11 protein-coding genes are annotated in these 13,684 nt (G+C 68.7%); 3 read left to right on the top strand and 8 right to left on the bottom strand.

Annotation, left to right across the window (positions count from 1 at the left end; translation table 11 throughout):
- Window positions 1–137 precede the first annotated feature (137 nt).
- Together ACH0CP_RS01215 and ACH0CP_RS01210 are read left to right on the top strand one after the other, a co-directional pair.
- Window positions 138–5,255, top strand: coding sequence for a GAF domain-containing protein (locus ACH0CP_RS01215; protein WP_294443362.1), 5,118 nt, complete (start codon window positions 138–140; stop codon window positions 5,253–5,255).
- Window positions 5,252–6,013, top strand: a complete 762-nt coding sequence (locus tag ACH0CP_RS01210) for a LytTR family DNA-binding domain-containing protein (protein WP_294443363.1) — start codon at window positions 5,252–5,254, stop codon at window positions 6,011–6,013. Before ACH0CP_RS01215 ends, ACH0CP_RS01210 begins: the two co-directional genes overlap by 4 nt.
- Window positions 6,014–6,309: 296 nt before the next feature.
- Here the strand turns inward: ACH0CP_RS01210 and pal are convergent, their stop codons facing one another.
- The 7 genes from pal to ACH0CP_RS01175 all read right to left on the bottom strand — a co-directional run bounded on the left by pal (window position 6,310) and on the right by ACH0CP_RS01175 (window position 12,002).
- A complete protein-coding gene (pal, locus tag ACH0CP_RS01205) occupies window positions 6,310–6,825 on the bottom strand; it encodes a peptidoglycan-associated lipoprotein Pal (RefSeq protein ID WP_294443364.1) in 516 nt (171 codons plus the stop codon).
- A gap of 48 nt (window positions 6,826–6,873) precedes the next feature.
- Entirely contained in the window at window positions 6,874–8,352 is a 1,479-nt protein-coding gene (gene tolB / locus ACH0CP_RS01200; RefSeq protein WP_406875404.1) for a Tol-Pal system beta propeller repeat protein TolB, read from the bottom strand.
- Window positions 8,352–9,416, bottom strand: a complete 1,065-nt coding sequence (locus ACH0CP_RS01195; RefSeq protein WP_294444942.1) for a cell envelope biogenesis protein TolA — start codon at window positions 9,414–9,416, stop codon at window positions 8,352–8,354. The genes tolB and ACH0CP_RS01195 overlap by 1 nt, the downstream gene beginning before the upstream one ends.
- A gap of 3 nt (window positions 9,417–9,419) precedes the next feature.
- Window positions 9,420–9,851, bottom strand: coding sequence for a protein TolR (gene tolR, locus ACH0CP_RS01190; protein ID WP_294444943.1), 432 nt, complete (start codon window positions 9,849–9,851; stop codon window positions 9,420–9,422).
- Window positions 9,852–9,862: 11 nt separating this feature from the next.
- Window positions 9,863–10,555, bottom strand: a complete 693-nt coding sequence (gene tolQ, locus ACH0CP_RS01185) for a protein TolQ (protein WP_294444944.1) — start codon at window positions 10,553–10,555, stop codon at window positions 9,863–9,865.
- The gene (gene ybgC / locus ACH0CP_RS01180) at window positions 10,552–11,019 is read right to left on the bottom strand and encodes a tol-pal system-associated acyl-CoA thioesterase (RefSeq protein WP_294444945.1); all 468 of its coding nucleotides are present in this window, start codon (window positions 11,017–11,019) and stop codon (window positions 10,552–10,554) included. Before ybgC ends, tolQ begins: the two co-directional genes overlap by 4 nt.
- A gap of 65 nt (window positions 11,020–11,084) precedes the next feature.
- Entirely contained in the window at window positions 11,085–12,002 is a 918-nt protein-coding gene (locus tag ACH0CP_RS01175; RefSeq protein ID WP_294444946.1) for a hypothetical protein, read from the bottom strand.
- A gap of 187 nt (window positions 12,003–12,189) precedes the next feature.
- Between ACH0CP_RS01175 and ACH0CP_RS01170 the strand changes: the two genes are divergently transcribed.
- A complete protein-coding gene (locus tag ACH0CP_RS01170; RefSeq protein ID WP_294444947.1) occupies window positions 12,190–12,864 on the top strand; it encodes an HAD-IA family hydrolase in 675 nt (224 codons plus the stop codon).
- On the opposite strand, the gene ACH0CP_RS01165 is transcribed toward ACH0CP_RS01170, so the two are convergent.
- The gene (locus ACH0CP_RS01165) at window positions 12,854–13,654 is read right to left on the bottom strand and encodes a TerC family protein (RefSeq protein ID WP_294444948.1); all 801 of its coding nucleotides are present in this window, start codon (window positions 13,652–13,654) and stop codon (window positions 12,854–12,856) included. The two genes, ACH0CP_RS01170 and ACH0CP_RS01165, sit on opposite strands and share 11 nt — an antisense overlap.
- Window positions 13,655–13,684 lie beyond the last annotated feature (30 nt).

Below are 13,684 nucleotides of genomic sequence, written 5' to 3'. Positions count from 1 at the left end.
AGTGCGACGAAAGCTCGACGAAGGTGCCTGCCCCGTCGGCGGCGCCGGCCAGCGTGCGACGCGCGCCCTATGCGCGACTCGGCCACGTGATGCTAAGCTGCGCCTCCGGGGGGGGACAGATGGATACGAGCGGAGGAATGCGCGCGCAGAACGCCACCGCAGCGTCACCACCTGCGCTCGATTCTGTCGAGGCGGTAAAGCTGTGGCTGTCGGAACAGTTTGCCGCTGAACGCCCGCCGGCAGCGATCCTCGCGATCGTGTGCGAAACCATCGCCCGGTACCTGGGCGTCAGCCGCGTCGGCTATGGCGAGGTGGAGGGGGACGAGTTCGTCGTCCTTCATGACCGGACCGACGGGCTCGCCACGATGGTGGGCCGCCGTCCGCTGCACCGCGATTCCGGGCTGGTGCGCGAATATGTCCGCGGCCGCACGATCGCCGCCACCGACGTTGATGGCCTTGATCTGACGGAGGCGGAGCGCGCCAGCCTGCGCGCCACCCACTGCCGCGCCACCTTGTCGGTGCCGCTGATCCACGATGGTCGCTTCGTCGCGCTCTTCTCCGCCAATCATCATGAACCGCGCGTCTGGGCGGAGGATGAGATCGCGCTCGTCGCGCAGACCGGCGCGCGCACCTGGGCGGCGCTCGAGCAGGCGCGCACGCTCGCCAGGCTGCGCGAAAGCGAGGAGCAGTTCCGCCTCCTGGCCGACAACATGCCCGGGATCTGCTGGCTCGCCGATCCCGATGGCTTTGGCTATTGGATGAACCGTGCCGGCCGCGCTTATTATGGCGATGCGGTGCGCGATCCCAGCCGCACCATCCATCCCGAGGACCGCCGGGAGGCGATGCGGCTCTACTCCCGGTCCACGCGCGAGGGCTTGCCGCTCGAAACGACGGTGCGGATGCACGGGCTCGACGGCATCTATCGCCCGCTCCTCACCCGCACCGTGCCGATCCGCGACGCGAACGGCGCGATCACGCGCTGGTGCGGCATCCAGTTCGATCTGAGTGGCCAGGCCGCGCGCACCGAACACGAGATTTTCCTGCGCGGCCTGTCCGACGCGATCCGCGACGAAACCGAACCGGCGATCATCCTGGCGACGGTCGCGGACATGCTGAAGGCGCATCTCGGCGCCACCCGCGTCCTTTACAGCGAAGCGGAGCCCTCTTCCGAGGGGCCGATGATCAGCATCCGGCGTGGCCTCGCCGATCTGCTGCCACAGGCGGACAATACGCGCCGTTTCCCCGCCGCCTTCGACGCGTTGTTCGCCGCTTTTGCCCGCGGCGAGACCATCATTACCGAAGATTTCTCGACTTTGGGCGGCCCGATCACCGTTGGCACGCGGGATTATATGGCGGCGATCGGCGTGCGTTCCGGCATCTCGGTGCCGCTCGTGAAGGCGGGCCGGCTCGACGGCATATTGATCGTCCAGCACCACCTCCCCCGCCACTGGTCGCCGGCGGAGATCGCACTGGTGGAGGCGGTAGCCGAGCGCACCTGGGCAACGCTCACCCGCGCCCGCGCCGAGGAGGCGCTGAAGGCACGCGAGCGCGAACAGGCCTTCCTCATCCGCTGGAATGATCGCGTCCGCGCCGCGCTCGATCCGGCCGCGATCACCCAGATCACGCTCACCATGCTCGGCGGCCACCTCGGCGCGACCAGCACCACCTGCTCGACGATCGAACTCGATCCGGTCGGTCCCGCCGGCGACGGGCGTTACACCGTCATCGCGGAATGGGCGCCGGGCCGCCCCTCGGTGCTCGGCTATTCCTGGCCCGCGGCGAACCTCAGCCCGATGGTGCGCAGCGCCTATCTCGCCGGCGAGATGATGGTCAGCGAGGATCTGTCGAAGGATCATCGCTTCTCCGCCGAGGCGCGGCGCCGCTTTGCCGAGACCGGCATCGTCGCGCGGATCGGCGTCCCGCTGGCACGCGGCGGCGTGGTGCAGGCGATCCTCGCGATCGACCAGAACAGCCCGCGCCGCTGGCATCCGGCAGAGGCCGCGCTGGTCGGCGAGGTAGCGGACCGGATGTGGGGCATGCTCGAACGGGCACGCGCCGAGCAATCGCTGAAGGCGCGTGAGCGCGACCAGGCATTCCTGGTCGACTGGACCGATGCGCTGCGCGGCCTTTCCGAACCCGACGACATCATGCTGGATACGATGGAGCGGCTCGGCCGCCATCTCGGCACGACGCGCGTCACCTATTCGGAATTCGATCATGACGACCGCGTCTTCACCACCCGCTGGGACTGGTGCGATGGCTGCCCCAGCCTGATCGGTACCCGTGTCTCGCTGGAGGCGATCGGCACGCGGGCGCAGCGCGAATGGATCGCGGGCGAGATCGTCCGTTACGATGATGTCGCCAGCGATCCGCGCACCGACCCCAAGGACCTGCCGATCTACGCCGAGCGCGACATCGCCGCCTTCGTCAGCATCCCGCTGATCCGCGACGGCGGCGTTGCCGCGATCCTCTCGGTCCAGTCACGCGCGCCGCGGGCGTGGAAGGCCCGCGAGATCGCGCTGATCCGCGACATGGGGGAGCGGACATGGAACGCACTGGAGCGCGCCCGCACCCAGGCTGAACTTGCCCGGCGAGAACGGGATCAGGCGTTCGTCATCGCCTGGAGCGACCGGCTGCGCGCCGAGACGGATCCTGACGCGATCCTCGCCACGACGCTTGCCGCTCTCGCCGGCCACCTCGGCACCGCGCGGGCCAATTTCGCCGAGCCGGAGGCGAACGGTGGTTTTACTGTCCTGCACGAATGGCGCGACACGGTCGGCGCCACCCGCGCGTCGCCGCGGCCTGCCGTGAGCGATGCGGTGGAGTCATCGTATCTCGCCGGCGAGACCGTGATGTCGCGGGACGTGGATTCGGATCCCCGCTTCGACGAGGCGGCCCGCGCCCGCTACCACGCCGTCGACGCCGCCACTTTCGCGGCAGTGCCGATGGTGCGCAGCGGCACGACCTGCGCCTTGCTCTCGGTGCAGGATCGCAGCGCCCGCGACTGGTCGGAGCGCGAACTGCAGCTCCTGCGCGAGGTTGCCGATCGCCTCTGGACGATGCTGGAACGCGCGCGCGCCGAGGCATCGCTGCTCGAACGCGAACGCAATCAGGCGTTCCTCGTCGAATGGAGCGATCAGCTGCGGCAGCTCAGCACCGCCGATCAGGTGATGGCGGCAACGCTCGAGCGGCTCACCCGCCACCTCGGCATCACGCGCACCACCTATTCGATCAACACCGGGCCCGACGGCGAGTTCGTCGTGGTGGCCAACTGGTGCGACGGCGTCAGCAGCGTCGTCGGGCGGCGCTTCTCGGTCGCGCAGGTATCCCAGACGATTGCCGACCAATGGCGTGCGGGTCACGTGATCCGCTACGATGACATCGTCGGCGATCCGCGCGTGCTGCCGGGGCGCGAGGCTTATTATGCCGAAATCGAGGTCCGTGCCTTCGTCACGGTGCCGCTGATCGTCGAAGGCGAGATGCGCGCCTCGCTTTCCGCCCAGTCGCGTCATCCGCGTGGCTGGCGCCAATCCGAGATCCAGCTGATCCGCGACGTATCGGAACGGCTGTGGATCGCGCTCGATCGCGCCCGCGCGCTCGCCGAACTGCGCCAGCGCGAACGCGATCAGGCCTTCCTGATCGGCTGGAGCGATCTCGTCCGCGACGAAAGCCGCGCGCACGCAATCCTCGACATCACGCTGGAATGGGTCGGGCGGTATCTCGGCGTATCGCGCGCCAATTATTCCGAGAGTGACGAGGAAGGGCACGCGCTTCACGTGGTGCGTGAATGGACCCGGGACGGCACGCCGGCGCTGCTCGGGCAGCGCTTCCCCTTCGCGCAGCTTGGTGATCGCCTGCTCGACAGCCACTTCACCGGCACACCCGTCGTGATCGACGACATCGCCACCGATGATCGCTTCGATGAACGAAATCGCCCGCTGTTCGAAAGCATCGGCATCGGCGCGCTGAGCAGCGTCACGCTGACGCGCGCGGGGCGGATCGTCGCCATCCTGTCGATGCAGCAGGCCGAGCCGCGCGCCTGGCGCCCCAACGAGGTGCGCCTGCTGCGCGAGATCGCGGACCGGACCTGGGCCACCCTGGAGCGCGCCCATGCCGAGGAAGCGCTCGAGCGCAGCCGTGAGGCGCTGTATCAGACGGAGAAGCTCTCGGCGCTCGGCTCGCTTCTCGCCGGGGTCAGCCACGAGCTAAACAACCCCCTGTCGATCGTCGTCGCCCAGGCGGTGATGATGGAGCGCCAAGCGAAGGGAGGTGACCTCGCGGACCGCGCGTTCAAGATCCGCAAGGCGGCCGATCGCTGCGCGCGCATCGTCCAGACCTTCCTCGCCATGGCCCGGGCCAAGCAGCCGGAACGCCAGCCGGTCGATCTGAACCAGGTCGCGATCGCTGCGCTGGACCTCGCCGAATTCGGCCTCCGGACGGAGGGGATCCGCATCGAACGCGCTTTTGACCCCGCCTTGCCGCAGATCGCCGCCGATGCCGATCAGCTCCACCAGATCATCATCAACCTGTTGATCAACGCCCAGCATGCGCTCGTCGGCCATGGCGGGATCGGCGAGCGTGTGGTGCGGATCACCACCGCCCGGGGGCCGGAGCCGATGACGGTGGTGCTCGACGTGGCGGACAATGGCCCCGGCGTCCCGGCCGACGCGCGCCGGCGGATCTTCGAACCCTTCTTCACCACCAAGACGCAAGGCGAAGGCACCGGTGTCGGCCTCTCGTTCTCGCAAGGCCTGGCGGAGGCGCACGGCGGGCGGCTGACGCTGCTGCCCACCCGCACCGGCGCCACCTTCCGCCTGACGCTGCCGGTCGATCCGCAGCAGATGCTGGGCCGTGCCGAGCCGAGCGCGGCCGAGCCGCCGCCCCCGCCGCAGCGGCGCGCACTGGTGATCGATGACGAGGCCGAAATTGCCGAATCGCTCGCCGACTTCCTTTCGCTCGAGGGCTTCACCTGCGACATTGCGGTTGGCGGGCTGGCGGCCAAGTCGCGGCTCGCCGGCGGCGACTATGACCTCATCGTCAGTGATCTGCGCATGCCCGACATGGACGGGCCCGCGCTCTATGACTTCGTGCGCGCAGAGCGGCCGGATCTCGCCTCACGCGTCGCCTTCGCCACCGGCGACACGCTTGGTGCTGCTGCCGCGCGCTTCATTGCCGAGATGCAGCGCCCGGTGCTGGAAAAACCCTTCGTACCCGAGGCGGTGCGCCGCTTCCTTGACCAGATGGAGCAAAGATGAGCGACGCCATTCCCCACATCGTCCTGGTCGATGACGAAGAGGATCTGCGGGAGCCGACCGCCGCCTATCTCGCGGACCAGGGCCTCGATGTGTCGGAGGCGGATGGCGGCCGCGCGCTCGACGCCATCCTGGCGGAGCGTCCGGCCGATCTCGTCGTGCTCGACGTCACCATGCCCGAAGAGGACGGCTTCTCGATCGCGCGCCGGCTGCGCGCCACCGGCAAGCCGATCGGCATCATCATGCTGACGGCACGGCAGGACGTGATCGACCGCGTGGTGGGGCTGGAGCTTGGCGCGGACGATTACATGATGAAGCCGTTCGAGCCGCGCGAACTGCTCGCGCGCGTGCGCTCCGTGCTTCGGCGCGTCGCCACGACGAGTACGCCGGCCTCGGAACCGCAGACCGCGCCCGCGGAGATGCCGGGCGGCGGCTATCAGACCGAATTCTGGATCCCCACCGGCCGCGGCCAGGTGCGCGTCGCGGTCGACGCGATCGAGTGGATCGAGGCGGCCAAGGATTATGCGCTGCTCCACACGGCGGAGCGCAGCTACATGATCCGCGTCACGATGGGGGCGCTGGAAGGCGCGCTCGATCCGGCGCAGCTGATGCGCGTCCACCGCTCCGCCTTCGTGCGGCCGGACGCGGTGCAGGCGATCAACCAGATCGGCCGCCACACCACATTGGTGCTGAAATCAGGAGCGAGCGTCCGTGTCGGCCCGCAGCATGTCGGCGACGTTCGCCATCGGCTGAAGCGGTAGCGGCGCCGATCCCGCCGCTTCGTCGCGGCCACCGGCACCTTGGTCGCAGCCCCGCCCCGCCGATCGCACGGCGGCTGACGCCCACACCGGGCGATGGCACCTGCCTCCTCACGAAAGGAGACGCGCCATGCACCGTCCAAGCTTCTTCCCGGCGCTGCTCGCCGGCTTCCTGCTGACCGTTATGGTGATCGCGCCGTCCGTCGGCGCCGCCTGAGGGATTTGCCGCGGCCGTCCCTCCGCCCAGCAGGTCGCGGCAAACGGGCGCCGGCCCCTATCGGGCCGGCGCCCTCATATCGTCAGTTCAGGACGACGGTCACCGCGCGGCGGTTCTGCGCCCAGCTCTCCTCGTCGGAGCCAAGTGCCAGCGGCCGCTCCTTGCCGTAGCTGATGGTCGTGATGCGCGACGGCGAGATGCCACGCGCGACGAGATAGTTCTTCGCCGAATTCGCGCGGCGATCGCCCAGCGCCAGGTTGTACTCGCGCGTGCCGCGCTCGTCGGCATGGCCTTCGATCGTCACCCGCACGTTCGGATAGCGCTGCAGCCAAACCACCTGGCTGTCGAGGATGCCGCGCGCCGTGCCGTCGATGTCGTACATGTCGAGGCCGAAGTTGATCGTGTCGCTGGTAACCGAGCGCTTGAAGTCCTCGGACGAGCCCGGGATGACCGCGCCATCGCTCGGGCCGGTCGGGCCGGTCGGGCCCTGCGGCGCCTCGCCCGGCGCCGGCGGCAGCACTTCGGGCCGCTTCTTCGAGCAGGCCGCGGTCGTGACAAGCGCCGTCGCGAGCAGGATGGTGGTCGTCAGTCTCGCCATTCTTCTTTCTCCCATTTCTGCACCCCGTATCTCACCCCCATAACAGCTTTACGGCCGCAGCGGACCCCATGAGGGGTCGGAGCCGTCGAGCGGCGTCGGCACGCGGCGTTCGTTGACGCCGGTCAGGTCCACCGACCACAGATCCGCCTTGCCGCTGCGCCCCTGTGCGGAGCGATAGAACATCAGCACGCGGCCGTTCGGCGCCCAGCTCGGGCCCTCGTCATGCCAGCCGTTGGTGAGGATCTTCTCGCCTCCGCCGCTGGTGTTCATGATGCCGATGCGGAAGCCGCCCGACATGCGCGTGAACGCGATCAGGTCACCGCGCGGGCTCCAGGCCGGCGTGCCGTAGCGGCCGCCGCCGAAGCTGATGCGCTGCTGGTTCGAACCATCGGCGTTCATCACGTACAATTGCTGTCCACCCGAACGATCGCTCTCGAACACGATCTTGCTGCCGTCGGGGGAATAGCTGCCGCCGGTATCGATGCCCGGCGAATTGGTCAGCCGCTGCGGCGTGCCGCCGGCAGCGGGCACGCGATAGAGGTCCGTGTTGCCGCCGGTCGCCATCGAGAACAGGATCCAGCGGCCGTCCGGCGAGAAGCGCGGTGCGAAGGTCGTGGCGACATTCTGCACCACCAGCCGCTGCCGTCCGCTGCCGATCTCGTAGACATAGATCGCCGGCACCCGGCCGACATAGCTCATGTACACGATCGACTGCTGGTTCGGCGAGAAGCGCGGCGTCAGCACGATCGACTGGCCGTTGGTCAGGAAGCGGTGGTTGGCGCCGTCCTGATCCATGATCGACAGCCGCTTGATGCGCTTGCCCTTCGGCCCCGTCTCGGAGACGTAGACGACGCGGCTGTCGAAATACGGTCCTTCGCCGGTCAGGCGGGTGTAGACCATGTCGGCGCATTTGTGCGCCGCACGTCGCCAGTCGGACGGTGGCACCACGAAGCCCTGGCGCATCAGTTCGGTTTGCGCCGACACGTCGAACAGATAGCAGCCGACCGTCAGCGTGCCGTCGCCATTGGCGCGGATATAGCCCTGCACCAGCGCCTGCGCGCCCGTGCCGCCCCAATAGCTGAACGCCGGTGCCTGCACTTCGGGGAACATCACGGTGCGCAGCTGCGCCGGCGACAGCGGCGTGAAGAGGCCCGAGTTGCGCAGGTCGTTGGTCACGATCTCCGCCAGCTGCCGGCCGAGCGCGTCGGTCGATCCCGCCGGCGTCTGCGCGACGGCGGCAGGCGGCATATAGGGGATGGCGATCGGCATCGGCGCCGAGATGCCGCCCGTCACGTCCACTTCCAGCGGGCCGCCGGCGGTCTGCGCGGGAGCCGCCGCCGGCGCCTGGACGGTCGGCACGTTGAGCGGCGTCGGTGGCACGTCCTGCGCGACGCCCGGCGCGGCGAGCAGCGCGAGGAACAGCGCCGCCACGCCCGCCCGGGCCGGTCGGCCGGATCCACGGGCTGCAAGGCCGGCGTCTCCGCGCGCATCGACACGCTCAGGGCGAACGGTTGTTGGTTCGATCATCACCGCAGCTTCCACTTGAAGTTGATGTTGTTCCACCCGCCACTGGGCGTGTCGTAATATTCCGCCGGCAGCTTGAGCGGCGAACAGCCCTTGAACGCCGCGATGCCGAGGTCCTTCACGCGCTGGGCGTAACGCTCGTTCTCGGGCGTGATGCCGGTCTGGCGGACGACCGTTGGCGTTGAGGCGAGCGTGCCGTTCTCGTTCAGGCGCAGGTTCAGCGTCGTCACGATCTGGTTCGCGCCGGGGCCCGGATCGACCTGGCGATCGGCGCATGGCTGAATCTGTCGCGCGATCGCCTGCACGATCGATGCAAGGGCGGTCGCATCGATCTTCGCCGCACGTGGCGTCTGACTGCGGCTCGTCGACGGCTCGGTCGTCAGGCCCTTCAGGAAGTCATCGCCGAGCCGGCCACCGCGCGGCTTTGCCGATTTGGACTGGCTGTCCGATCCCGATCCACGCGCCTTGGCGGCTGCGGCAGCTTTTGCCTTGGCATCCGCTGCAGCCTTCGCGCGCGCATCGGCCGCGGCCTTCGCCTTCGCCTCTGCGGCAGCTTTCGCCTTGGCAGCGGCAGCTTCCTTCGCGGCATTCTCGGCCGCTGCGGCCTTCTTCGCCGCCTCGCGCTCCGCCGCCGGGTTCGGCCTGGGCGTGGGCTTGGGCTGCGGCTTTTCAGCCGGCTTGGGCGCAGGCTGCGGCTTGGGCGGCGCGGGCTTGGGCTTGGGTTCCTGCTTGGGCGCAGCCTTGGGTGCAGGCTTGGGCGGCTCGGGCTTCGGCGCGGGCTGCGGCGGCGCGGGTTCGGGCTCGGGTGCCGGTTCAGGCTCGGCCGGCGCCGGCGGCGCCGCATCGTCCGGCTCGCCCGTTTCCGGGGCAACCGACTGCGCCGGCTCCTCCACCGCTTGCGGCGCCGTCGCCTCCAGCCCCACGTCCTTTACGAGGCTGACGTCGATCGGCTGCTGCTTCAGCTTTTCGGGATTGGGCGTCGAGAGGAAGCCGACGGACAAGAGCCCAAACAGGACCAGATGTCCTGCCCCTGCAACCCCAAGCCCGACCTTCTCCGTCTGATCCATCGCTTACTCGTCGCCGATCGTCACCAGCGCGACGCGGTTCAGCCCGGCGCGGTTCAACTCGCCCATCACCCGCATCACGCGGCCGTAATCGAGCGCACGGTCGGCGCGCAGATACACCTGCGGCGGATCACCCGCGCCCGATTGCGCCGCGATCGCATCCAGCCGCGCCGGCAGCGCGTCCGGCGCGATCTCCTCCTTGGCGATGAAGATCTGGCCATCGGCGTCGAGCGAAATCTCGGTCGGCTGCTGGTCCTGGTCCAGCGGCTTGGCGCGGCTGTCAGGCAGGTTCACCGGCACGCCCGCGGTCAGCAGCGGCGCCGTCACCATGAAGATGATCAGCAGCACCAGCATCACGTCGACGAGCGGCGTGACGTTGATCTCCGCCATCGGCGCGCGGCGCCCGCCGGATCGTTGCGAGGGAAGTTGCAGGGCCATCGGCTACCCCCTCACTTCTCGCGGTCGAGCTGGCGCGAAAGCGTCGCGTGGAAGCCGTCGGCGAAGCGGTTCAGCCGCGCTTCGATGCGGTTGATGGCATGGCTGAAGCGGTTGTAGGCGATGACCGCGGGGATCGCCGCGAACAGGCCGATCGCGGTCGCGAACAGCGCCTCCGCAATGCCCGGCGCGACGACCGCAAGGCTGGTGTTCTGCTGGCTGGCGATGCTGGTGAAGCTGCGCATGATGCCCCACACGGTGCCGAACAGGCCAACGAACGGCGCCACCGAGCCGACCGTCGCCAGAATGTTCAGCCGGTCGGACAGGTTGTCGATCTCGCTCGCCACGGCCGCGCCCATCGTCGTCGCCAGCCGCTCGCGCGTGCCGCCGCGATCGATCACCGCGCCCTGGGTCGAGCGCCGCCACTCCGCGACGCCCGCGGCAAACACCCGCGCGCTTGGCAGGTCCGCATCGGCGCGTGTCTTGTAGAACGCGTCGATATCCTCCGCCTTCCAGAAATCGCGCTCGAACGTCTCAGTCGCCTTCCGCGTCCGCCCCAGCTTGCGCCAGAACATGAAGATGATCGCCCAAGTCCAGATGCTCGCGGCAAGCAGCCCGAACATCACCAGCTTCACCACCCAATCGGCCTGCAGGAACAAGGCGATCGGGGAGAGGGTGGCAGCGTCGGTATTGAAGAACGGGTTCAAGGCCTGTTTTCCCCTTTGTCGACAAGTGCGGAGAAACGGTCGATCCAATCACGCGGTTGCCGGCGCGGCCGCCCCGAAGGGGCGACCAGCGCGGCGACCACATCCGCCTCCGCCAGCACAAGCGCGTCACGCATGACTCTTTGATGAATGGAGACGCTGGCCGCGCGCACGGCCGTCACCCGCGTCGTCACCACCAGCGCGTCATCGAGCCGCGCGGGCGCGGCGTAGCGGATCGACAGGCTGGCGACGGCATAGGCGCCGTCGCCCGCTTCCTGCACCGCACGCTGATTGACGCCCACCAGGCGAAGCATGTCCGATCGCCCGCGTTCCATGAAACGCAGGTAATTGGCGTGATAGACCACGCCCGACAGGTCGGTGTCCTCGAAATAGACGCGCACCGGCAAACGGTGCTCGAACCCGTCGAAGCGCCCCTCGGCGGGCTGATCGGCGCGGCCGGTCTCCATGTCGCGCTGTTAACCCAACGCCTTGCCCGGCGTAACCCCTTCGCTGAGCGTCCGGGCGGGCGCGATCAACGGCGCGGCGCGACCGGCTCCTCGTCCTGCAGCGCCGCCATGTCGAGCTCCAGCCGCGGCGCGCGGGTACCGACCGCAGCGGCAGGGGCGGCAGGGGCAGGAGCGGCCACGGCCGCCGTGCGGACGCCGGCAGCCGGCACCACGGCGCGCGATGCCACCGCGGGCAGCGGCTTGCTCACCGGCGCCGGGGCCAGTGTCGGTGCGCGGGTACCCACCGCCGGCTCCGGCGCAGCGGCAACGCGCGTCGCGACGGCGCGCGCCGGCAAAGGCGCCGCAGTTGCCGGTGTCGACACCGGTAACGCCTGCGGTCGCGCCACCTGCGGCGTGATCGACGCATGGACCGGCACAGATGCGGGGGCCGCTGCGGCGATCACCGGTCGCGGCGCGAGCATTTCCGCGAATGGCGCGTCCAGCGTCGGCAGCACAGCTGCGGCGAAGCTCTGCAGCTCGCCCGGGCGCAGCCGTTCGGTCTCCGTCAGCGTCGCCGCCGCGGCCGTGCAGAACGCATCGCGTGCCTGCGCCTGCGAGAAGAAATTGTAGAGGCGGGTCATCGCATCGTCATAGCGATCCTGCCAGTCCCCGCCGCTCGCCTTGAACTCCGCCGACAGCGTCGCTTGCGCCGTCGCCAGCGTCGCCTTGTGCGTCGCCAGCATGGCATTGTAGCGCTGGATGATGCCGGCTTCCTCGGTCCCGCGGCAGGCGAGGGCCGCGACGTTCAGCGCCACCCGGACGTGCCAGACGGTCGCCGCATCGCTCAGGCCGCGGTTGATCGGAGACAAGGGCGGCGTGATGTACACCGGAACGGCCGGCGTCGGCGGCGGTGGCGGCGCCTCCGCGATCACCTTGGGCTTCGTCGAGCAGGCCGCCATGGCGACCAACACGAGGGCGGCAGAGGCTAGCGATACGCGTGACATGGCGGCTCCGTTTTCTCCCCGGCTCCCGAATCGAAACGTGCGCCCGATAAAGTTACCGCGCAGTAAACCTTGCGATAAACGGATCCGGTTCGGATCGGCTCCAGTGGTAACGATGTGTCCGCATCCCCTTGCACCAAGGAGAGTTCTGCTTCCCGGCTGCAACGGCCACATCCTGAGGAACACGATCTTGAGTCACCAGAAGCTTCCGAACCGCAGCTACGCCGCCCTGTTGTTCGACATGGATGGCACCATCCTCAACAGCATCGCCGTGGCCAATCGCGTGTGGACGACATGGGCGGAGCGGCACGGCATCGATCCCGCGGAAGTCCGCGCAGTGATGCATGGCGTGCAGGCGGCCGAGACGGTGCGGCGCTTCGCGAAGCCGGGCATGGATCCGGATCACGAGGCCGCGCTCATCACCGCCGCGGAGATCGAGGACGTGGAAGGCGTAGTGGAGATCGCCGGCGCCCGGCACCTTCTCGATCAACTCGCCGATGCACGCTGGGCGGTGGTCACGTCCGCCCCAAGTGCGCTCGCCTTGCGCCGCATGGAGGCCGCTGGGCTGCCGCTTCCGCCGGTCATGATCAGTGCCGAGGATATCGCGAACGGCAAGCCGGCACCCGATTGCTTCCTCGCAGCCGCCAGCGCGCTCGGCGTCGCGATCGAAGACTGCCTGATATGGGAGGATGCGCCGGCCGGGATTGCCGCTGCCGAAGCCGCCGAGGCGACAGCGATCATCGTCCTCCGCGCGGCGCACGACGATCCACCTTCCACGTCGCATCCCGTGGTCCGCGATTATCGCGGGCTTGCAGTGGCGGTTCAGGCGGACGGCAGCATCCGCCTGACCGGCGTCACTCCTTAGCGGCCTGCGCCGCGGCCTTACGCTGATCGGCGCGCCGCGACATCAGGTTCAGCGCCTCGACCAGGACCGAGAAGCCCATCGCGGCATAGATATAGCCCTTGGGCACATGCACGCCGAAGCCGTCCGCGATCAGCACCGCGCCGATCATCAACAGGAAGCCCAGCGCCAGCATCACGACGGACGGGTTGCGCGCGATGAAGTTCGCCAGCGGATCCGCCGCCAGCACCATCGTGCCGACCGCGACCAGCACCGCGATCACCATCACCGCCAGATTGTCGGTCATGCCCACCGCCGTCAGGATCGAATCGATCGAGAACACCATGTCGAGCAGGATGATCTGCACAATCGCCCCGCCGAAGGTGATCGCCGCCACCTGCTTCTTGTCGAGCAGGTCGTCGCTCACCCGCGGATCGACGTTATGGTGGATCTCCTTGGTCGCCTTCCAGATCAGGAACAGGCCGCCCGCGATCAGGATCAGGTCCCGCCAGGAGAACGCCGTCTCGAACGCCGGCTGGCCATAATCGTTGAGCGGCCCCTTGATGCCGAGGTCGAACACCACCGCCGTCAGGCCGACGAGCCAGGCGATCATCGACAGCAGGATAAGGCGCATGACCAGCGCCAGCCCGATGCCGAGCTTGCGGGCCTTGCCGCGCTGCTCCTCGGGCAGCTTGTTCGACAGGATCGAGATGAAGATCAGGTTGTCGATGCCAAGCACGACTTCCATGATCACCAGCGCGATCAGCGCCGCCCAGGCGGTCGGATCGGAGAATAACGCAACAAGGCTTTCCATGCCGCGATGCTATGCGGCCGATCGCCCACC

The organism is Sphingomonas sp. 179-I 2A4 NHS (assembly GCF_045369135.1).
Classification (GTDB): Bacteria; Pseudomonadota; Alphaproteobacteria; order Sphingomonadales; family Sphingomonadaceae; genus Sphingomonas.
Note: the sequence above shows the minus strand (reverse complement) of the source record. Positions and strands in the feature narration are given on the sequence as shown.